This window comes from Auritidibacter sp. NML130574, assembly GCF_003185725.2.
In the GTDB taxonomy this organism is placed as follows: domain Bacteria; phylum Actinomycetota; class Actinomycetes; order Actinomycetales; family Micrococcaceae; genus Auritidibacter; species Auritidibacter ignavus.
In genome coordinates this window covers 1122038-1143611 of sequence record NZ_CP031746.1, presented here as the reverse complement: position 1 = coordinate 1143611, position 21574 = coordinate 1122038, and the positions used below count along the sequence as shown (strand labels likewise).

Annotated in this window: 18 protein-coding genes and 1 pseudogene; 15 read left to right on the top strand and 4 right to left on the bottom strand. The window is 58.3% G+C overall.

The window, feature by feature from the left end:
- The first annotated feature begins 29 nt into the window (after positions 1-29).
- The 3 genes from hflX to DCC27_RS05130 all read left to right on the top strand — a co-directional run bounded on the left by hflX (position 30) and on the right by DCC27_RS05130 (position 5416).
- A complete protein-coding gene (hflX, locus tag DCC27_RS05140; protein ID WP_110101731.1) occupies positions 30-1589 on the top strand; it encodes a GTPase HflX in 1560 nt (519 codons plus the stop codon).
- Positions 1576-3657 (top strand): ATP-dependent DNA helicase, encoded by a 2082-nt coding sequence (locus DCC27_RS05135; protein ID WP_110101720.1) that lies wholly within the window; start codon positions 1576-1578, stop codon positions 3655-3657. Before hflX ends, DCC27_RS05135 begins: the two co-directional genes overlap by 14 nt.
- Positions 3658-3778: 121 nt before the next feature.
- Entirely contained in the window at positions 3779-5416 is a 1638-nt protein-coding gene (locus tag DCC27_RS05130; protein WP_110110882.1) for a DASS family sodium-coupled anion symporter, read from the top strand.
- A gap of 117 nt (positions 5417-5533) precedes the next feature.
- On the opposite strand, the gene lexA is transcribed toward DCC27_RS05130, so the two are convergent.
- Complete coding sequence (lexA, locus tag DCC27_RS05125) at positions 5534-6283, bottom strand: transcriptional repressor LexA (protein ID WP_233242791.1); 750 nt, start codon at positions 6281-6283, stop codon at positions 5534-5536.
- 246 nt (positions 6284-6529) lie between these two features.
- Here lexA and DCC27_RS05120 point away from each other — a divergent pair, with 246 nt between their 5' ends.
- From DCC27_RS05120 to DCC27_RS05095, 6 genes are all read left to right on the top strand, one after another.
- On the top strand, positions 6530-6883 hold the full coding sequence (locus tag DCC27_RS05120; protein WP_110099565.1) for a LysM peptidoglycan-binding domain-containing protein: 354 nt from the start codon (positions 6530-6532) through the stop codon (positions 6881-6883).
- Between the two features lie 26 nt (positions 6884-6909).
- The gene (locus DCC27_RS05115) at positions 6910-8040 is read left to right on the top strand and encodes a histidinol-phosphate transaminase (RefSeq protein WP_233488082.1); all 1131 of its coding nucleotides are present in this window, start codon (positions 6910-6912) and stop codon (positions 8038-8040) included.
- A gap of 55 nt (positions 8041-8095) precedes the next feature.
- Positions 8096-8716: an imidazoleglycerol-phosphate dehydratase HisB gene (gene hisB, locus DCC27_RS05110; protein ID WP_110110883.1), complete on the top strand. Its 621-nt coding sequence runs from the start codon at positions 8096-8098 to the stop codon at positions 8714-8716.
- Entirely contained in the window at positions 8713-9375 is a 663-nt protein-coding gene (hisH, locus tag DCC27_RS05105; RefSeq protein WP_110099563.1) for an imidazole glycerol phosphate synthase subunit HisH, read from the top strand. Before hisB ends, hisH begins: the two co-directional genes overlap by 4 nt.
- A 218-nt stretch (positions 9376-9593) precedes the next feature.
- Positions 9594-10367, top strand: coding sequence for a bifunctional 1-(5-phosphoribosyl)-5-((5-phosphoribosylamino)methylideneamino)imidazole-4-carboxamide isomerase/phosphoribosylanthranilate isomerase PriA (priA, locus tag DCC27_RS05100; RefSeq protein WP_110099562.1), 774 nt, complete (start codon positions 9594-9596; stop codon positions 10365-10367).
- Positions 10364-11317 carry an SseB family protein gene (locus DCC27_RS05095; RefSeq protein ID WP_246840145.1) on the top strand — a complete coding sequence of 318 codons (954 nt, stop codon included), beginning with the start codon at positions 10364-10366 and terminating at the stop codon, positions 11315-11317. The genes priA and DCC27_RS05095 overlap by 4 nt, the downstream gene beginning before the upstream one ends.
- Positions 11318-11386: 69 nt before the next feature.
- Here DCC27_RS05095 and DCC27_RS12805 read toward each other — a convergent pair whose 3' ends face one another.
- Both DCC27_RS12805 and DCC27_RS05085 read right to left on the bottom strand, forming a co-directional pair.
- Entirely contained in the window at positions 11387-11662 is a 276-nt protein-coding gene (locus DCC27_RS12805) for a helix-turn-helix domain-containing protein (RefSeq protein ID WP_158278412.1), read from the bottom strand.
- A 114-nt stretch (positions 11663-11776) separates the two neighbouring features.
- Positions 11777-12600: pseudogene (locus DCC27_RS05085) on the bottom strand (LLM class flavin-dependent oxidoreductase); the annotation flags it as partial.
- A gap of 88 nt (positions 12601-12688) precedes the next feature.
- Between DCC27_RS05085 and DCC27_RS05080 the strand changes: the two are divergent.
- Complete coding sequence (locus DCC27_RS05080; protein ID WP_233242905.1) at positions 12689-13162, top strand: (deoxy)nucleoside triphosphate pyrophosphohydrolase; 474 nt, start codon at positions 12689-12691, stop codon at positions 13160-13162.
- Between the two features lie 46 nt (positions 13163-13208).
- On the opposite strand, the gene DCC27_RS05075 is transcribed toward DCC27_RS05080, so the two are convergent.
- Complete coding sequence (locus DCC27_RS05075; RefSeq protein WP_233242906.1) at positions 13209-14309, bottom strand: radical SAM protein; 1101 nt, start codon at positions 14307-14309, stop codon at positions 13209-13211.
- Positions 14310-15117: 808 nt separating this feature from the next.
- On the opposite strand from DCC27_RS05075, the gene DCC27_RS05070 reads away from it, so the two are divergent.
- The 5 genes from DCC27_RS05070 to hutG all read left to right on the top strand — a co-directional run bounded on the left by DCC27_RS05070 (position 15118) and on the right by hutG (position 21508).
- Positions 15118-16458 (top strand): YjiH family protein, encoded by a 1341-nt coding sequence (locus DCC27_RS05070; RefSeq protein WP_110101723.1) that lies wholly within the window; start codon positions 15118-15120, stop codon positions 16456-16458.
- Positions 16431-17327 (top strand): IclR family transcriptional regulator, encoded by an 897-nt coding sequence (locus DCC27_RS05065; protein ID WP_334228565.1) that lies wholly within the window; start codon positions 16431-16433, stop codon positions 17325-17327. Before DCC27_RS05070 ends, DCC27_RS05065 begins: the two co-directional genes overlap by 28 nt.
- A 46-nt stretch (positions 17328-17373) precedes the next feature.
- Positions 17374-19065, top strand: a complete 1692-nt coding sequence (locus DCC27_RS05060) for a urocanate hydratase (RefSeq protein WP_110101724.1) — start codon at positions 17374-17376, stop codon at positions 19063-19065.
- 211 nt (positions 19066-19276) lie between these two features.
- Positions 19277-20497, top strand: a complete 1221-nt coding sequence (hutI, locus tag DCC27_RS05055; protein WP_110101725.1) for an imidazolonepropionase — start codon at positions 19277-19279, stop codon at positions 20495-20497.
- Positions 20498-20539: 42 nt separating this feature from the next.
- The gene (gene hutG, locus DCC27_RS05050; protein WP_199445924.1) at positions 20540-21508 is read left to right on the top strand and encodes a formimidoylglutamase; all 969 of its coding nucleotides are present in this window, start codon (positions 20540-20542) and stop codon (positions 21506-21508) included.
- Positions 21509-21574 lie beyond the last annotated feature (66 nt).

Sequence of the window (21574 nt, the reverse complement as noted above, 5' to 3'; positions counted from 1 at the left end):
TGCTTGATGACGAGAACCCCAAGGAGACCATGACCGATTCCGATCGGAACACCACCACCGCTCAGCACGGCAAGGATGCCGCCCAGCGGATGATCGAGCGCATTCTCGCGCACGAAAATCAACAGACAGAAGTCAGCCATGACCCGCAGCCAGACAACGCGCGCTGGGACGGCGGGACCGCTCAAGCGTTGCATCAGGGCGAGACCACTCACACGGACTTTGATGGCGATCAATTTGACCTCGAAGAACGTCGCGCACTACGGCGTGTGACTGGGCTGTCGACCGAACTGGAAGATATTACCGAGGTCGAATATCGTCAAGTTCGGCTCGAGCAAGTGGTGCTGGCCGGACTGTGGACCGAGGGAACCGCGGCTGAGGCGGAGTATTCGCTACGAGAACTCGCCGCCCTAGCTGAGACTGCTGGCTCCACGGTGCTTGATGGCCTGATCCAACGCCGCCACGCCCAGGACCCAGCAACCTTTCTCGGCAAAGGCAAGGCCCAAGAACTGGCGACAGTCGTGGCTGAAACCGGTGCCGATACCGTAGTGATCGACTCCGAGCTGGCCCCGTCACAGCGCCGGGCGCTCGAGGATGTCGTCGGGGTTAAGGTCATTGACCGCACCGCACTGATTTTGGATATTTTCGCCCAACACGCCAAGTCCAAGGAAGGTAAAGCCCAGGTCGAACTTGCCCAACTCGAATACCTCCTCCCGCGTCTTCGCGGTTGGGGCGAGTCGATGTCCCGGCAGGCCGGTGGTCGTGCCGCATCCGGTGAAGGGATCGGCTCCCGTGGTCCCGGTGAAACCAAGATCGAGTTGGACCGTCGCCGCATTCGCGACCGGATGGCTAAACTACGGCGTGAAATCAAAGCCATGAAACCTGCCCGGGACACCAAGCGTGCCCGCCGGCAAGCCCGCCGGGTGCCCTCAGTGGCCATCGCCGGCTACACCAATGCTGGTAAATCCTCCTTGCTCAACCGACTCACCCGCGCCGGTGTTCTGGTCGAAAATGCCCTGTTTGCAACCCTAGACCCCACCGTACGGCAGGCCGAAACTCCCGATGGCATCGGCTACACCCTCTCAGACACCGTCGGGTTTGTCCGGCAATTACCCACCCAACTGGTGGAGGCCTTCCGATCGACGCTGGAAGAAGTCGCCGACGCGGACCTGATGCTACACGTGGTGGATGCTTCTCACCCGGACCCGTTTGGTCAGATTGAGGCAGTCCGCACGGTTCTGAACGACACCGAGGTCGCCGGCGTGGACGAGCAGATCGTGTTCAACAAAGCAGATCTGGCTGATCCTCTCGTTTTAGCAGAGTTGACTCGCAAATATCCCGACGCCATGGTGGTCTCAGCTGCCACCGGCGAAGGGATTGATCAATTGCAACACCGCATCGCCGCACGCATCCCGCGTCCCAACGTCGAATTGAATCTGGTCGTTCCCTACACCGATGGCGCAGTCGTCTCCCGGCTACATTCGCCCGATACTGAAATTCTGCACGAGTCCTATCAGGAAGATGGCACCGCGCTTCGGGTGCTGGTTCGCCCCGAAGATGTGGAGGATTTGCGGGACTATGTCCACGACTAACCGGCTCGATACCCAGCCCGTCACGCAGGCCGACCATCAGGTCATTGACTGGCTGCACCATGTCGTTGAATCTCTGGGAGGTACGCGGCGGGTCGGTCAAGAAGCTATGGCTCTGGCCGTCTCACGAGCCCTGGAAAACCAACGCCACCTGCTGGTGCAGGCCGGTACCGGCACCGGGAAATCACTGGCATATCTGATCCCGGCTCTTCAACGCGCCCAGACCAGTGACCGGCCGGTGATTATTGCCACGGCGACGTTGGCTCTGCAGGCCCAGATTGTAGCCAAAGATGGCCCTCGGGCCGTCGAGGCACTCGCTAAGCACACCGAGAGCACACCCAAAGTGGCCTTGTTGAAAGGTCGGGCCAACTACCTGTGCAAGAACCGTCTGCACGGGGGGCTGGCCAGCGAAATGAGCACGCCTCCTTTGGTGGATGAGACCCAATTCGCGGCCGCCGGTGCCATGGCGGAGACGTCTTCTCGACTCGGGACCGAGGTGATGCGTCTGCGCGAATGGGCTGAGACAACCGACACCGGTGATCGCGATGAACTGACCCCGGGTGTCTCCGACGACGCGTGGTGTCAAGTATCTGTCACCGCACGTGAATGCATCGGCTCGTCGTGCCCGTTCGTTGAAGAGTGTTTTTCCGAGCTTGCTCGTCACGAAGCCGAAGAAGCCGACATTGTGGTCACCAACCACGCTATGCTGGCCATTGCCGCCTTCGAAGGGATTCAGGTGCTTCCCTCCTCAGAAGCCGTCATCATCGATGAGGGCCACGAGTTTGTCGACCGGGTCACATCGGCGGTGACCGGGCAACTCTCGGCATCGCTGATTACCTCGGTGGCGAACAGCGCTCAGCGGGATGCAGGATTGAGCGTCACCGACCTGAAAGCTGCGGCCTCCAGCGTTGAGGATGCCTTTATCAACGCCGAGTCCGGTCTGCTCACACCTGGCCTCAACCAGGTTCAAGAACTGGCCATCGAATCGGTCCGGAGTGCCACGCGCACTCTGCTCAGCGAGCTGAAAGACTCTAACACCGCGTCCAGTTCGGCACAATCCGCTGACGAGACCGCATCCCAGGCGCATCTCGTCCGGGCGCGACTCCAAGAGATCTTGGACGTCTGTGAGCGCATCCTCGACCAACCGACTGAGGAAGATTCTGTCCCGTGGGTGGTCTGGGCCACCAGACCTCAACAATTTACCCCGGGCACCGGGTGGCACCCGATTGACGAACACGTAGCACCCACCCTGTATGTGGCCCCGCTATCAGTCGCTGGCACACTGCGTCATCACCTCCTAGAAGAGAAGACTTGCGTGCTGACCTCAGCCACGCTGAGCATCGGGGGACGATTCGACGAAGTCGCCGGAGACCTGGGTCTAGCAGGGACAGGGGCTCCCCCCTACACCACGTTGGATGTCGGCAGTCCGTTCAACTACCCGAGCCAAGGTATTCTGTATGCGGCCAAAGATCTGCCCGCTCCGTCGTTCAGCCTGGCAGAGCGGACCGCGGACCGTCTCGAATCATTGCTCCGGGCTTCACAGGGTGGCGCACTGTGTTTGTTCTCCTCCCGACGGGCCGCCGAAGACGCCGCTGCGGAAATGCGCCAACGCCTCGGCGATAAGTTCCCTATTTCATGCCAAGGCGAGGCCACACTGTCCAGTCTCGTGACCGAGTTTGCTGCCGATGAGCAGCTGAGCCTCTTCGGCACGCTGTCGCTGTGGCAGGGCATTGACGTTCCGGGGCGGTCATTACGTTTGGTCACTATCGATCGCATCCCCTTCCCACGTCCTAACGACCCGCTGACCCGGGCCAGGACACAGTGGGTCGTCCAGCACGGGGGTAACGGGTTCATGAAGGTCTCGGCTACACACGCGGCCGTACGTTTAGCTCAGGGCGTCGGCCGGCTGATTCGTTCCACCCAGGACAAAGGTGTGGTAGCCATTCTCGACCCTCGGATCGTCACCGCCCGATATGGTTCCTTCCTGCTGAAATCCCTTCCTGATTTTTATCGAACTGTTGACGAGGAACTTGTCACACATGCCCTGAATCGGCTGGCAAATCTGGCATAAAGCGGTCAGACCTGAGATGTTGTGTGTAAGGGTCTGCCCATGTGCCATGCCGGAACCGATCCCGGAGTCGCAGATGGTGGGGCCTCATCACATCACTACCGGGTAGAAAGGGGGACACATCATGTCATCTGGTACGCCGCAATCGGGACATACCGGTGTCGAACAGTCCGACAAAAAATCCCAACGGCGCCAACGCGACGAGGAAGTAGCCCGCGAAGAAACCAGAATCGTTCGGAGCAATCTCTACGAAGCGCTCCAAGCACGCAACGATGACTCGATTCTGGCGCACTTGAGTATGAAACCCCTCTGGTTCGTGCTCGCCTTCGTGGCTATGGGCGTAGTGTTGTTCATGCCGACTCCCGATGGGCTCTCCATCGCCGGGCAACGAGCACTGGCGATCTTGGTGTTCGCGGTGATCATGTGGGTCACCGAAGCCGTCTCCTACCCGGTCAGCGCCGTGATGATTCTCGGACTGATCGCTTTACTGATCGGTTTCTCACCAGAGTTAGATCCCGAGACCGGGGCGGAGCTGGAGGAGCTCTACGGCACTGGTGGTGGCTTAAGTTTTGGGCTTCACGGCTTTTCTACCTCTGCCTTGGCCTTGGTGGCGGCCGCCCTGGCGCTGGCTGCCGCCATGCAAGCAACCGGGCTACACAAGCGCCTGGCGTTCTATATCCTGAAGTTTGCTGGTGAAAAAGTCAGCCACATCCTCGTTGGGGCGATCGTCATCTCGATCATCTTGGCATTCTTCGTCCCCTCCGCGACCGCTCGTGCCGGTGCGGTCGTACCGATTCTGATCGGCATGGTGGTGGCCTTTGGACTGCCGGTGCAGTCCAAACTCGGTGCTTTGCTGATCATCACCGCCGCCAATGCGGTCTCGATTTGGAACGTCGGCATCAAGACCGCAGCCGCCCAGAACCAGGTGGCTGTTGGATTCATCGAAGGAGAATTCGGTGCAACGATCTCATGGCCGGAATGGTTCGCCTACGCCGCCCCGTGGTCCGTGCTGATGTCCGTGGCGTTGTACTTTGTGATGCGCTGGGTCATCAAACCCGAAACCAAAGAACTCTCCGGTGGGAAGAAAGTCGTTGCCGACGGTCTGAACGAGATGGGCAAGATGACCGGTCGCGAGATTCGACTGACCATCATCGCCGTGGTGATGTTGGCGCTATGGGCTACTGAAGGAGTCATTCACGACCTCGACTCCTCGACGATTACCATCCTAGGTATTGCGATCATGCTGATCCCGCGGGTCGGCGTGATCTCCTGGAAATCACTGGAAAAAATGGTCAACTGGGGGACCCTGGTGGTCTTTGCTATCGGTATTTCCTTGGGGAACCTGTTGCTCCAGACCAATGCAGCCGCCTGGCTGTCGGATGCGATTTTCTCCCATATCGGACTGGCAGAAATGCCATTGTTGGCCACGATCGCCCTCGTAGCAGCCTTCAATATCTTGATTCATCTGGGGTTCGCCTCGGCTACTGCACTGGCCTCGGCCCTGATCCCGGTCTTCATTGCACTGGCCGGTTCGATCCCCGGGCTACCGAACGAAGGTCTTGGTTTTGTGCTGATTCAGCAGTTCGTGATCAGCTTCGGCTTCATCCTGCCCATCTCGGCACCACAGAACATGTTGGCCTACGGTACCGGCGCGTTTACCTCGAAACAGTTCATCAAGGCCGGTATCCCGTTGACCATCGTGGGCTACCTGCTGATTCTGCTATTCTCGGCCACCTATTGGCAGTGGATCGGGCTGATTTAGGTCTTCCGCTAGAGCCAGCCGCCCCGATAATAAGGGCAAACCATCGCAGGTGCGACAGAACCCGTTAGTGGTCCTGTCGCACCTGCGATGCTCAAGCGGTGGTTCGGCTGATACAGGCTATACCGAGCGCAAGACCGAGACGACTTTGCCCATAATGGTGGCGTGATCACCGAGGATGGGTTCATAGTTGGTGTTTTGAGGTAGCAGCCAGGTGTGACCATCCCGTTGCCGGAAAGTCTTGACAGTGGCTTCGTCGTCGAGCAAGGCAGCGACAATTTCGCCGTTATCGGCGGTATTCTGTTGGCGGATCACGACCCAATCGCCGTCACAAATCGCAGCGTCAATCATGGAGTCACCGCGCACCTTGAGCATGAACAATTCACCCTCGCCCGTGAGCTGTTTCGGAAGCATCATGTAGTCTTCGACCTGCTGGTCGGCAAGAATCGGCCCACCGGCAGCAATACGGCCCACTAGTGGCACCGCCACGGCTTCGGCTGGTCCCATATTCATGCGAGTATGCAGGGCCATCATTTCCGCGGCATTCATCGGAACTTCTGGAGCCATGTCGTGCTCATTGTCGGTGTCAGTTATCAGATAGCCGTACTCATCTCTGAGGACTTCGATACCGCGTGGAATGTGCGGATCGCGTCGGATATAGCCATACTCGGTCAACTTCTTCAGCTGATAAGTCACCGAGGACAATGACTGTAGATGGCACCCGGTACCAATCTCTCGCATTGACGGCGGGTAGCCCCTCTCGGTGATGGATGCCCGCAAAAAGTTCAGTACCTGGCGCTGGCGCCCACTGAGTTTTGGAACGTGCTCCGCTGGGGTCGTGGACTCAGCAGAGTCCATTTGCTCGCTCATCTAGGTCCTCCGTTCTAAAAATGTCCGTGCCCTCTGATGAACTAGCACCATGAGCCTCGAACGGATTTTTCCGATAACTGGTGGCCGTTGCTGAAATTCTATCGGATTACCGAACAGATTCATAGTTGTGTTCGAGAGATTCATTGCATCGTTCGAACAAGCATGTTAGAAAAGATGTACTAGCAATTGTGTTCGGCAAGAACACGTGGATTCGTACTGATTTTGCACGATGAGATAGGGAAGATCATGACTATCGCTAACCATGCTTCAACCTCGGTGAATGCCATGTCGCTGACTCGTCGCGGGCGTCTGGTCTTCCGCGCTGTCCCTCTGGCTGTGGTTGGTACACTGCTTGTGGGTTTCTTCGCGATGGTGCTGTTTGGTTGGGGTAACCCCTCAGCCGAGGCAAGCCACCAGTCCCATCAAGCCGGTATGGTGACGCTGACTGTCGGGTATGGCGACACGCTGTGGTCTATTGCCGGTGAGATTGCTCCGGAAGAGCCCCGTGCCGATGTGGTCACCCGTATTGCGGAACTCAATGACTTGGAAACCTCCGATATCGCGGTGGGAGATAAGCTGTTTGTCCCGCGTTATCAGTAAGGCTCAGGGCCGGCTAAGCTGGAGGGGTGGATTCTCAGAAAAGCTTCGACCCCACAGCCCTGCAGCGCTTACCTTTACGAGACGCGCTACGCGGTCAGTCTCCCTACGGAGCCCCTCAAATTGAGGTTCCCTACGCGTTGAACACCAACGAAAACACTCACCCTGTCCCGCCGGCGGTAGTGGATGCAATTGGGAAAGCAACGCTTCAGGCTGCGACAACGCTGAATCGTTACCCGGACCGGGAATTCACGGAACTTCGAGAACAGCTGGCGCAGTATCTCGGACACGGTCTGAGCCGGGAACATCTGTGGGCTGCAAATGGCTCCAACGAGATTCTTCAGCAAATACTGCAAGCTTTCGGCGGGCCGGGGCGAAGTGTGCTAAGTTTTCCGCCCACGTATTCGATGTATCCTCTGTTGGCGTTGGGAACTGAGACAGCGTACGTCTCTGGCGTCAGAGCCGAGGACTTCACGCTCAGCCCTGAATCAGCTGCCCAACAAGTACGTGAAACACGACCGAACCTCGTCTTGTTGTGTTCGCCTAATAATCCCACCGGCACCGCGCTAGGTCTTGACGTGGTAAAGGCTGTGTATGAGGTGGCGTCCGAGATTAATGCCCTGGTGGTCGTTGACGAGGCCTACGCGGAATTTGCGCTGGAGGGCACCGCATCCGCACTGAGTTTGCTTCCGTCCCGTCCGTTGCTGATCGTGACGCGGACCATGTCGAAGGCCTTTGCCCTTGCCGGGGCTCGCCTGGGCTACTTAGCCGCGGCGCCAGAAATCACCGATGCTTTGCGTCTGGTGCGTCTGCCGTACCACCTCTCGGCAACGACACAGGCCACCGCATTAGCAGCCCTGGCCCACCGGGAAGCCTTGCTGGAAAACGTGGAAGCCATTCGAACTCAGCGTGATCGTATTGTGGCGGACTTGACCGAGATGGGCCTGAAGCCGCATACTTCTGACTCGAATTTTGTGTTCTTTGGGTGGCTCGAAGATGCTCGCGCGGTGTGGCAGAGCTTGCTTGATCGTGGAGTCTTGGTGCGCGATGTCGGGATCGCGCACCATCTGCGCGTCACTGCGGGGACGGAAGAAGAAACCTCGGCATTCCTCAAAGCTCTCAGAGACATCGTCACCCATACGGACGAGCTCCCGCTGTAGAGTGAGCAGTGTTAACCACTAGTCCAACCGGGAAATCCAGGAAGGCCACGATCCCTTGGGTGCAGAACTACTTTCGGGCCGTCGTGCCAGCATGACACGCACGACCTCTGAGTCCAACGTGTCTGTCGAAGCAGATCTAGACGGTACCGGTCAATCGCAGATTTCCACGTCGGTGCCTTTCTATGACCACATGCTTACTGCGGTTTCGAAGCATTCGTTGATAGATCTGACTGTGACCGCTAGTGGCGATACACATATTGACGTCCACCATGTGGTCGAGGATGTTGCGATTACCTTGGGCGAGGTGTTAAAAACTGCTTTAGGGGATAAATCCGGAATTCGTCGTTTTGGTGATGCCCTGGTTCCGCTCGACGAGTCTCTAGCCCGGGCAGTAGTGGATTTGTCAGGACGGCCCTACGTTGTCCACACTGGTGAGCCAGCAGGGCAGGAATATCACCTGATTGGTGGACACTTCACCGGATCGATGACTCGCCACGTTTTCGAATCCATTGCCCACCACGGTGCCCTGTGCCTGCATATGGATCTCATTCGAGGCCGTGACCCTCACCATATTGTGGAAGCGCAGTTCAAAGCGTTCGCCCGTGCGCTCCGGACAGCCGTCGAGCCCGACCCTCGGATGCAGGGCACGATTCCCTCCACTAAAGGGGCCCTATGAGCCAGCAGGGTCGCGCCACAACTGTGCAGAAGAAAACGGTCGCCGTGCTGGACTACGGCTCGGGGAACATCCACTCCGCCGTTCATGCCTTGCGTCGGCTTGGCGCCAAGGTCGAGGTCACCGCTGACGCCGAACAGGTCCTGAACGCTGATGGCCTTGTCGTCCCCGGGGTGGGATCCTTCGATGCCGTCGCCAACGGCCTGCGCGCCATCGAAGCGATGCGATGGATCGGGCGCCGGATCGCTGGCGGGCGAGCTGTGTTGGGGATCTGTGTGGGCCACCAGATTCTGTTCGAAACCGGTGTTGAACATGGAATTACTACCGAGGGTATGGGGGAGTGGCCCGGCACCGTTGAGAAGCTACCTGCCGAGGTGTTGCCCCACATGGGATGGTCTGAAATTCGGGCTCCCGAGAACTCGGTGCTTTTCGCTGGTCTGCATCGGGAACGATTCTATTTTGTGCATTCCTATGCCGTACGACGCTGGGAGTTCGACCAGAACTCCCAACACATGCGACCACCGCAAGTCACCTGGGCACACCACGGGAGTGATTTCATCGCTGCCATTGAGAACGGCCCACTATCCGGTACCCAGTTTCACCCGGAGAAATCTGGTGATGCAGGAATGCAGTTGCTCAACAACTGGATTGGAACGCTTTAATGCCGGTATGGTCAACATTGTTGATCGCGCTGGGAGGGATTCTGCTGGGCGGATCGTGGTCATCGTATCGGCAGAAATTTCCCCTCTGGGTCACGGTCAGTTTCGTGGTGGTGGGCATCATGGCTATTCTCGCCGGATTCCTGACTGTTCCCGCTGTTGAATGATCGCCCGAACCCAGCACCTTCGCGCCCAACACCCCACAACAAGGAAAACCACCCATGTCTGAACGCTCTACCTCGTTGACCCTGTTTCCGGCCGTCGACATTAAGAACGGCCAAGCCGTTCGTCTCGTCAAAGGCGAGGCCGATCAAGCCACCGATTATGGTAACCCGCTCCAGGCAGCACGCCGTTGGGCTGAGGCGGGTGCCGAATGGATCCACCTGGTGGATCTCGATGCGGCCTTCGGGACCGGGGATAACCGGCAGATCATTCGTGATATCGTGACCGAGTTGCAGATTAACGTCGAAGTCTCCGGCGGTCTGCGTGACGACGCCAGCCTCGACGAAGCCATCACGATGGGCGCAGCTCGCGTCAACCTCGGCACCGCTGCCCTGGAACGCCCCGGCTGGACCGCTGAGGTCATTGCCCGTTACGGTGAAAAAATCGCGGTGGGACTCGATGTGCGCGGCGAAGAATTAGCCACCCGAGGCTGGGTGCAGTCCGGGGGGAACCTCTGGGAGGTATTAGACACCCTGGAACAGGCTGGTTGCGACCGGTATGTGGTCACCGACATCACCAAAGACGGCACCCTGACCGGCCCGAATACCGAGTTGTTGGCTAGCATTGTCGAGCGGGTCCACAAGCCGGTCGTCGCCTCCGGTGGCATTTCCACCCTCGATGATCTCGCCACGCTGTACCAGATGAGTGGCTCCGGGGTGGACGGTGCCATTATCGGCAAGGCACTGTATTCGGGACAGTTCACCTTCCAACAGGCTTTGGCCGTCGCAGGCGGGGCCGACCCGGCCCAGGTGCAGGAGAATTCCCCCTCGTGACCACCGCTGGCCGAGACAACGTGACAGGATCCGGTGACCGCCACCAACGGTCCACCTCCCGGCAGTTGCCCGCCCACATCCAGGCAGCCATTCAGCGGAACCTGGCCCATCAACATCGTGACGCTCAGGGACGACCGGCAGATTCGGCAGGAACCGCTTGGAAGGGCCGGGACCTCAGCGGCGCTGGGATCGATGGATCCCAGAATCCGCTACACGCCTTCGACACCGATGACGGCACCACCGATCAGGCGTGGACGACCATCGCCGAACAACTCATGGCCCGTGAAGCCACAGAGGTTGACGCCATTAAAGCCCTAGCTAAGATGAGGGTTTTTGCGGCCGTGGTGCCGAGAGCGACCGAGGTATCTCAGCACGACCACGCCACCTACGGGGATAAAGCAGCCGACGTCGCGCTGGTGAGCCTGCAGGCCAAAGATGGCAGACAAGCCCTCCCGGTCTTCACCTCGGTACCGGCGCTGACCTCGTGGAATCCGCAGGCGAGACCGGTGGCGGTATGGATGCCCCGGGCGTGCCTGGCGGCTGTGGATGAAGGCGATCAATTGGTGGTGGTGGACCCAGGAGAAGACCTGACCTTTGTGGTGCGACGTCCGGCCGTGTGGGCGCTAGCCCAACAGCGAGACTGGGTGCCGTCCTATCTAGACGAACAGCTCAGCGAACACCTGGCTGATTTTGTGGGTCTCGTACCGGGGCTAGCACGAATCGAAATGCTCCCGGGCCCCGGTGTTGGCAGCCTCACCCGCTCGGGCACGCCGGTGGCCGGTGGCGGGGCAGGCCCGGAACTTGAACTCCGGCTCGTGGCAGAGCAGTCGGTGGACTCTATCGGGCAGAAACTGATGCTCACCACGTTCGAAACGCTGATTGCCGATGACCCGATGCTGGCAGAACGTGCCGATAGTGTAGAGCTGCGACTCATGGGGCACCACCACTAGTCGTCAAGGTCCTCTGGGCGGTGTTGGACTCGAGAAAAGTTCCGAAACAGCGACCGCTGGTCAGCCTCATCAAGCAGATCGGTACGCATCTCTCAGACAGTGTCGAGATGGATCATTGAGGCCTTCCGGAACACATTGCGCCTTTGGTCGGTCAGCACGGTTTCCCTTAGACCGCTCGTCGGTGGGCAGGGACTGTTGCCGGGCGACCAACCCCCGCTGGTGGAAGACCGTGACCGAATAGGTGAGCCAAGAGGGTGAGACGACCGTTTCACGAACTAATTCACTCCTTGTCAGCTTTTGCTCCTGCGCCTCGGCGAAGGCCAACAACACGTTGTATTCCGACACAGTTAGACCGTGGAAGTCTTTCAACCGGTACCCCGTGGCCGATGAGGCTCAGATGGACGTTGCAGGTACCCGCTCTGATGAGAGGGTGTAAAGCTGTTGACGTGGTGGAGGCATCTAGCCAGAGGCAGGATCAGGAGTAGCCTGCGAAACGGGTCCACCACTAACGATGGGGTCGTTGCCGGCATGTTGGCGACCAACCAAGAACTCATGCGTTGGTGCATCAGGAACATTTGACGCTGGTAGTCGCCAACCCAGTCGCGGAAGCTGAGGGTACGTTCAATGACCTGCTGGGGCGAGCCGACGGTGAGAGTGGTCATAGAGGTGAACTCTTCCATCGACGGGCCGTGGCCATAGACTGGCGCGTTAGCAAAATAAGGACGGACCTCACGCCAAGCATCCTGTGAGTTCTTCCGCATCAAGGCCTGGCTACCCAGCACCACGTAGACCTGGTGGGCCTGGCCATGTCCGTAGTACGCATAGCGTTGCCGGTAGATTTCGACCATTCGGATGACGTGTTCTTTATTCCAGAAGATGTTGTTGTGGAAGAATCCGTCACCGTAGTAGGCGGCCTGTTCAGCTATGTCGACGGAACGAATCGAACCGTGCCAAACGAATGGGGCAACCCTGTCGAGCGGACGCGGGGTGGAGGTGAACTTGTGCAACGGGGCCCGAAAACGCCCAGACCAGTCGACATTCTCTTCTCGCCACAGCTGGTGGAGTAACCGGTAGTGCTCTAAAGCTAGAGGGATGCCCTGCCGGATGTCTCGGCCAAACCACGGGTCTACCGGACCGGTATTACCCCGTCCCATCGTCAGGTCAACTCGACCATCAGCTAAGTGCTGGAGGTAGGCGTAATCTTCGGCCAAGCGCACCGGATCCATCGTGGTGATCAGGGGTGTAGCGGTGGAAAGTACGAGATGATCTGTGGTCGCTGCCAGAAGGGTGATCCCCTCGTAGGGTACCCATGACCGTGAAGTAAAGTTGCTATCGGACCATCACCTATCGAGTCGTAACGGAGTGTTACCCGTGGGCCATCATCCCCATCAGTCCTCGGCCTCATCATCGCTCACCGACAGCAACAGTCGGCGTGTTGTTGTGGGAGCTGCCATCCTCGATGACAAGCATGAACCTGGACAGATGATGCTGGCACGTCGCAAAGCACCAAAGTCCTTGGCCGGCTATTGGGAGTTCCCTGGTGGCAAGGTTGAGGCCGGTGAGGATCTCGAACAGGCACTACGCCGTGAGCTTCAGGAAGAACTCGATGTTGAGGCTGAAATATTGGATCGCATCGAATCTCCAGAGCCGCAGGGGTGGCTGTTGGGCAACGGGATGCGGATGCAGGTCTATACCGCAGTGATTATTTCCGGTAAGGCCACGGCGCTGGTCGAACATGATCAATTGGTCTGGGAACAACTCGACTCTACTGCGTTGCACGCGTTCGAATGGATTCCCGCGGACCGTCCTATCGTCGACGCGCTCCTCGAGCAGCTCAGCCGATGAGTGCTGTTTCGATCGTGATAGAGCGCTGGCTACGGCCCCGACGTTTCTAAAACAGCGCCTGTTGATTCGTGCCGGGAGTCTGTGTGGTTGTGGGCCTCGAGTTGACCGGGCGGATTGGTAAATGCGTGCGAAAGTGCACGTCCGGGTCCTTTTCCGATTCGTGCACTGCGCCGATACCGAGCCCGTGCTGGTGGGCCAGTTGTCGTGTCTTGGCTCGTAATTTGTTGGCATAACGTGCCGGAGCATAAATCCGGCCACTGTACATGGATTGAAAACCGGCCAGCAGATGCGGGTACTGTGACTGGATAAACGACATGAACCACTCGCGAGAGCCTGGTCGCAGGAAGAGGGGAGTGGTTTGGATGCTGGTGGCACCGGCGGAGGCCACTGAGCTAAAGAGCTGCTCCATGGCGTTGATTGAGTCGGTCAGCCACGGGATGATCGGCATGGCCATGATTGAGACATTGGCTCCTGCTGATGAGAGCTTCTCAATCAGTTTCAATCGTGCGCTCGGAGATGGCGTTCCGGGCTCAAAAATCTCGGTCAACTGTGGATCAATCATTGCCAGGGAGACCCCAATATCTAGGGGGATCTCTGGGGCTAAGGATCGCAAGAGTGGAATGTCTCGGGAGAGTAGAGTGCCTTTGGTGAGGAGGGAAACCGGAGCGCCGGCTTTGCCAAGTTCAGCCAGTAGCCCCGGCATGAGTTGATATCGGCCCTCTGCGCGCTGGTAAGGGTCAGTATTGGTGCCGAGGGCAACGGTCTGTCCATCCCACTTGCCCCTTTTGAGTTCTTGACGTAGCGCGTCGACAATATTGACCTTGACCACGATCTGTCGGTCGAAGTCTTCGCCGTAGTTGAAATCGAGATACTCGTGTGTGCCCCGAGCGTAGCAGTAAACGCAAGCGTGAGTGCAACCACGATACGGATTGATCGACCAACGGAACGGCATGTTGGATGCTTCGGGCACCTTGTTGAGCGCTGACTTGGTGATGACCTCGTGGAATTCGGTATGAGCAAACTCGGGGGTTGGGGAGGATAACTCCAGGTCGACCATCGGGTGTTGGACACCACCTGACGGGGTATCTCCGTCGGCAATATCCAGCTGCTCGTGGTCGACCTGGAGGGTCTGCGCTTCCCATCGCATATAGAACATTATAGAACAAATTGATCGAAAGCGCATACTCTCTTCGGACAAATGAACGATAGGGGGTGTACGCGCAGGAAGAGGCGGCGATAGCTTCGTGTCGGCGTGAGTTAGCTGGATCACTCGAGTGTCTGGTATCTCAGACGGTTATCTGGGGCTGAGCTTATTACTGATCTCCAAGAGGTGCTGTACTGGTGTGTGTACCCGATTCACCACTGTCGTATGCACCTCGTCGAACGGTGATGGAGGGACGACCAGAAGGTGAGGTGGGCTGAGGCCCTCTCGACTCGCGCGAAAGCATGAAGGAGATTACCTCGATGTGAAACACACATGCCACGACGGTTTTGGTACGCGTTTCCCACACTGTGGAGATTGAGACCGTGATTTCTGTCTCCAGTGGTTGGTTTGTTGGGCAACAGAGAAAACTGCTGTGGCTAGCAGACCGCGTGAGTAGCTATCACGTCGCTTGCTACAAGACGCGGCAGGACCATTGCCGAGAAATGCGTAAGCCGCTGGGCACGATTTTCGGAGAATATACTGAAGATGACCCGGCTAGGACCTCAACTGGGTGTGGCGTACTCACGAGGGTAGTCCAACCGGAGGCGGTATTGTCGCCGGTGAATCCGCCTGGAAACGTCAAGTCGTGGCACCTGAAGACGATGGAATCCAACTGTTAGCTGCTCCGCGACGTCCTCCTCGGCGCGGGGGGATATAACAAGAATTTTGGAAAACTACTGATCACCACGTCTCGGAAGATCGGAGACGAGAAAGCGGTTGGACCATCGATCCGGCCCAGACAGGAGCTGACATGACTGTGCACAGTGAAACGTCAGAAACACAACATACCCACACGGCGGGTAACGCTTTCCGCGTCATTTTTTACAGCGCGTTGGGTATTTTCATTTTCTTCGTTCCCTTGACTATCAACGGAGAGAGTTCGATCCTTATTGAACACATCGTCTCGTGGTTCACCGACTGGCTCGGTCAGGCGGTGCCATACATCATTCTGGCACTCGCTGTGGCCGGAGCGGTGCTCACCGTGATTCAGGGCAAGTGGATGACGAACGTCGTGGATGCGGTCTTCGCCGTGTTTGCCGTCTTGGGCGCTCTTTTTTCAGCCATGGTGGTCTTTGACTTCGGACCGAACTGGATCATCGGTGAGGACATTGCACCGTCGATTTTTAACCCGGTGGCATCACAGGTCGGAATCCTGGTGCCGATTGGCGCGATCTTCTTGGTGCTACTGACCAATTACGGGCTGATGGAATTCATCGGTGTTTATGCCCAGCCGATCATGCGCCCAGTGTGGCGCACGCCTGGTCGCTCCGCCGTGGATGCGGTCGCATCGTTCGTGGCCAGCTACTCGGTCTCGATGCTGATCACCGATCGGATGTACAAGAAAGGACGCTACACCGGCCGGGAAGCAGCCATTATCGCGGTGGGCTTTTCCACCGTGTCGGTGACTTTCATGGTCGTGATTGCACGCACCCTGGACCTGATGGACATGTGGCTGTGGTACTTCTTCTTGTCGCTGATCGTAACCTTCCTGGTGACCGCCATTGTCGTCCGCATTCCTCCGCTGGGCACCATTCCGAATACAGCGTATCCCAACGTGGAATTGGAAACCGAAAGCATTGTCAAGAAGAATAAGACCAAAGTGGCCTGGTCTGAAGCGCTGGCGATCGCTGATGCTGCACCCAATATCTTTGTGAACCTCGGCACCAACTTCCTGACCGGGCTTCGTATGGCCACGAACATCGTCCCATCCATCATGGGTGTGGGAACGGTGGCTTTGATCCTGGTGCACTTCACACCGATCTTCGACTGGCTAGGATACCTGCTCTTGCCGTTTACGTGGATCGTGGGCATGAGCGAACCGCTTCTGGCCGCCAAAGCATCGTTCCTCAGTGTCGCTGAAATCTTTTTGCCTGCGACCTTCCTGAGTGGCGATGAAGATCTTGCGTTACGACTGCTGATTGCCGTCGTCTCAGTTTCGGTGATCGTGTTCCTCTCCGCACTGATTCCGACCGTGATGTCGACTTCGATTCCAATCAGCCTCTGGCAAATGCTCGTGGTGTGGTTTGAACGCGTCGTGCTGACCATTCTGATCGCTGGCCCCTTGTGCCACGTGGTGGTGATGTTGCAATAGTGAAAACAGGCAGTGTCCTTTCGCAACGGAAGCCGGAGCAGTACTCGTCATCTCGCGTGCCGGCAGCTCAGCACGTTCTGGAGATCTTGCTGATGCTGTCTAGACAACGTGGTCCCGTGAGTGCACAACTGGTCTCGGATCAATTGCACATTCCGCGTTCGACCGTCTATCACCTGTTGAACACGGCCATAGCGCAGGGGTTTGTCATCCACTACCCAGAAGAGAAGAAATACGGTCTGGGGCCTTCCGCGGTCGAATTGTCTCACTCCTATGTGCGTTACGAGCCGGTTTCACGTCTGGCCTCGCCACTGCTGGCCAAGCTGGTTGACGAGACACGGGCCAACGGACATCTGTCGACGCTCTACGGGCGTAACGTTGTCTACTTGTTGAATGAACGTGCCGAGGGCCGGCCGGTGCTGGTCAACCACGTCGGCGTGCGCCTGTTAGCTCACGCGACCGCCTCGGGACGGGCCATGCTGGCACAGCTACCCGAAGATCAAGTGGCCGCCATGTATTCACTCAAGAGCGCGTTTGCCACGGGGGAGCACGGCCAGTCGGAGGGAGAACATAAGCTCGATGACGAATCGCTGGAGTTTCCCGTCCGCAATATTGACCTGCTGAGAATCACGACGCTACAGAAATTGCAGGAGGAGTTAGGCGAGATCCGTCAGAGAGGCTACGCCAGCGAGCATTCAGAAGTCACCGAAGGTTTTTCCTCAGTATCAGTGGCGATCTGTGACCGCAATGCCTGGCCTGTTGCTGCGATGACGCTGACCTATATCCCGGCCAAGACCACACCAGAACAACACGACAAGCTTGTGACGGCTCTGCGCCGTTACGCGAACATATTAGAAAAACGGCTGATGTAGTCCTCCGGGTGACTACCAGTGTGCTACCCGAGAAAGGAAAAATACGATGTCTTTTACCCGTCATGACCCGTCCCGCGAAATTCATGCGCCTCGAGGCACCGAGATCTCCGCGAAGTCCTGGCAGACTGAAGCTCCGATGCGCATGCTGATGAACAACCTCGACCCCGAGGTGGCTGAACGTCCTGAAGACCTGGTCGTCTACGGCGGAACCGGCCGGGCAGCTCGTAGCTGGGAAGCCTACGATGCCATCATCGAAAGCCTCAAAGAACTCGAAAACAACGAGACGCTGCTGGTGCAGTCCGGTAAGCCCGTTGGGGTGCTCAAGACCAACGAGTGGGCACCGCGCGTGCTGATTGCCAACTCGAACCTGGTCGGCGACTGGGCCAACTGGGAAGAATTCCGCAAGCTCGATGACGCTGAGCTGATGATGTACGGACAGATGACCGCTGGATCGTGGATCTACATCGCGACCCAGGGGATTCTGCAGGGTACCTACGAAACCTTCGGTGCGATCGCGAAGAACCGTTTCGAGGGCAGCTTGGCCGGAACCCTGACCCTGACCGCCGGTTGCGGTGGTATGGGTGGAGCACAGCCACTAGCCGTGACCCTTAATGGCGGTGCCGTGCTGATCGTGGACGTTTCCGAGGAACGGCTACGTCGCCGTCAGGGCAAGCGCTACCTCGACGAGGTCGAAACCGATCTGGAAACCGCGCTGAAAAAGGTCCTGGAAGCCAAGGAGCAGAAGAAAGCCCTGTCTGTGGGATACGTGGGCAACGCCGCTGAAGTGTTCCCCGAGCTATTGCGTCGTCACCGTGCTGGTGAAATCAGTATCGACATTGTGACCGATCAGACCTCGGCACACGACCCGCTGTCCTACCTGCCTGTCGAGTACACGATTGATGATTGGGATCGGGAAGCACAGGCTGATCCGGAGGGCTTCACCAAGAAGTCCCGCGAGTCCATGGCCACGCACGTGCAGGCCATGGTGGAGTTCCAAGACGAAGGCGCTGAGGTCTTCGACTACGGCAACTCCATTCGTGACGAGGCCCGCAAGGCCAGCTACGAGCGTGCCTTCGAATTCCCCGGCTTCGTCCCGGCCTATATCCGTCCGCTGTTCTGCGAGGGTCTTGGCCCGTTCCGCTGGGTTGCTCTCTCCGGCGATCCGGAAGACATTAAGGTCACCGACCAGGCCTTGAAGGAGCTGTTCCCGGACAACGAGCACCTGCACACCTGGTTGGATGCTGCTGAAGAATACGTCGAATTTGAGGGGCTACCGGCACGTATTTGCTGGTTAGGCTACGGTGAGCGGCACAAGGCCGGCCTGCTGTTCAACGAGCTGGTGGCCTCCGGCAAGGTCAAGGCTCCGATCGCTATTGGCCGTGACCACCTGGACTCCGGTTCGGTGGCCTCTCCGTACCGCGAAACCGAGTCCATGCTCGATGGCTCCGACGCCATTGCCGACTGGCCTCTGTTGAACGCGCTGACCGCTACCAGCTCGGGTGCCACCTGGGTCTCGCTGCACCACGGGGGTGGTGTGGGCATGGGCCGCTCTATCCACGCCGGCCAGGTCGGTTTGGCTGACGGTACCGAGCTGGGTCGGGCCAAGCTGGAAGCACTGCTGACCAACGACCCGGCAATGGGTGTCATCCGTCACGTGGACGCCGGTTACAGTCGCGCAGCCGAGGTTGCTCAGGAACGTGGTGTCAAGGTTCCGATGGAGCCGAAGATCCGCGACTAATCGCCGTTGAGTGATGGCCATGTGAGCTGCCTGGGCGCGTCTGTGTCGGTCCTTCAGGACGACACGGACGCGCTCCGGTTTGATCGGTTACAACGCGGGCGAGCCATCGGCCGTGGCCATGGGCACTACACCCTCACCGACAGTCAAAAACATCCGGCAGATCTGCAAAGGCCCCGTATTATTTTTATCGTTGAGAGGAATGAGTGTTTCGATGAGCTCGAAGAATAACGAGTCGACCGCAATCTTCAATATCTCCGAATTACATACTCAGGATGCAGAGTCACGCGTCATCAAGGATGCCGGGATTGTTTTCGAAGACGGAAAGATCGCCTGGGTAGGCCCCTCCAAGGATGTGCCCGCCGCTGACGTCAGTGTTGACGCCGAAGGCAAAGCCGCTCTTCCCGGCTGGGTTGATTCCCACACTCATATTATTTTCGATGGCGACCGTAGCGCCGAATTTGAGGCTCGAATGGCAGGAGAATCCTACTCGGCTGGTGGCATTAACGTCACCACCGAAGCGACTCGGGCTGCCAGCGATGAGCGACTGAGCGGGCTGGTGCGTGATCGGATTCGTCAGGCCGTTGACGGTGGCACCACCTATCTGGAGACCAAGACCGGGTACGGGTTGCAGGTTGCCGAAGAAATTCGGCACGCCAAGTTAGCACACCAGCTGAAAGAAGACGGGGAGCTCGATACCGTCACCTTCCTCGGTGCCCACCTGGTCCCGGCGGGCGTGGACGCCGATGAGTACCTGGCCGATGTCAACGGCCCGATGCTGGAAGGTGTGACGCCATACGTGGATTGGGCCGACGTATTCTGTGAACGGGGCGCCTTCAACGAAGACCAATCCCGGAGCGTATTGCAACACGCCAAAGATGCTGGTCTGGGTTTACGGGTACACGGCAACCAGTTGGGAGAAGGCCCCGGTGTGAGACTCGCCGTGGAGATGGGAGCCACCAGTGTGGACCACGTGAACTACTTGAGCGATTCGGACGTCGAGGCCCTGGCAGGATCCTGGAGCGATGGTGATCGGGACAATGGCACCGGACAACGTGGCACTGTGGCAACCTGCTTGCCGGCCTGCGACCTGTCCACCCGCGAACAGCTGGCTCCGGGCCGTCGCCTGCTTGATGCGGGTGCCGTGATTGCGTTGGCCTCCAACTGCAACCCGGGCACCAGCTATACCTCGTCGATGAACTTCTGCGTGGGTACCGCTGTGCTCCAGATGGGGTTGAGCTTGCACGAAGCTATCCGGGCTGCCACACTGGGTGGCGCCATCGCCGTGGGGGCTGACGATGAAGTCGGCTCCCTGGAAGTCGGAAAACGAGCCGATCTTCACCTGCTGAACGCCCCCGCTGCCATCCACTTGGCCTACCGCCCTGGAATGCCCATGACGCATTCGGTCTGGCGTCGCGGCGTTCGTGCAGTGTAAACCGTCCGTGAGCTTCGTGATTTGAGAACAGGGGTAGATTGTATGGCTCTTATTGACACCATGAACAAAGAGAACTGGAGTGGCCGTGTCGACGGGGACGGGCCAGAGCACCTGCGGTGGCACCAAGCCGTCCGTCCCTTTTCGGCTACAGCCGAATCAGGAACCGCACTGCTAGGGTTCCGCTCCGATGAAGGCGTGAAACGCAATATGGGTCGTCCTGGAGCAGTGGAAGGACCTCAGTCCTTGCGCCAGGCATTAGGCGGATTCGCGTTGCCGGAACCGATCAGCATCTACGATGCCGGAGACATTGACACCGGGGCTGAGCTCGAAGAAGGTCAGAAAGAATTCGGTGACAATCTGAGCACCCTGCTGGACCAAGGCCACTTCACCGTCGGATTAGGCGGGGGCCATGAAATTACCTGGGCCAGTTTTCTGGGTGTTTCCCACTTCCTGCGTGCTGGTGACGCCTCAGACCGTTCGCTGTCAGGCTCGGCAAAATTAGGCATCGTGAATCTGGATGCTCACTTTGACAACCGGGACGCCGGCTTTGCGACCTCCGGAACCGGATTCTTTCAAATCGCTGAGCATGAGCATCTTGCCGGCCGTGACCTGCACTACGCCGCCCTGGGCATTGCTGAGCAAGCCAACACCAAAATTCTGTTCGACCGCGCGAAATCTGAGAATGTGGCCGTCCTCCTTGACCGGGAGGCCACCATCGATCACAAGAGCGCTGTGACAGAGTTTGTGGAGTCGTTCCTGGCAGATCTGGATGCGGTCTACCTGACCCTGGACTTGGATGTGCTTTCGGCCGATGTTGCTCCGGGCGTCAGCGCTCCGGCAGCTGTTGGTGTCTCGCCCCATGTGATTGAGTACGTGATCGGTCTGGTGGCCCGCAGTGGGAAACTACTACATTTCGATGTCGCCGAGTTGAGCCCAAAGCACGATATTGGTGGGCGCACCGCGAGAACTGCGGCCCGGATGATTCACCGTGCCGTGATCGAAAAGCAGTAATGTTCGGATAGAGCCTTCCGGGCCTTCGCGCCCCAAAAACTCTCAGACGGCAACAGGGTTAGTCCA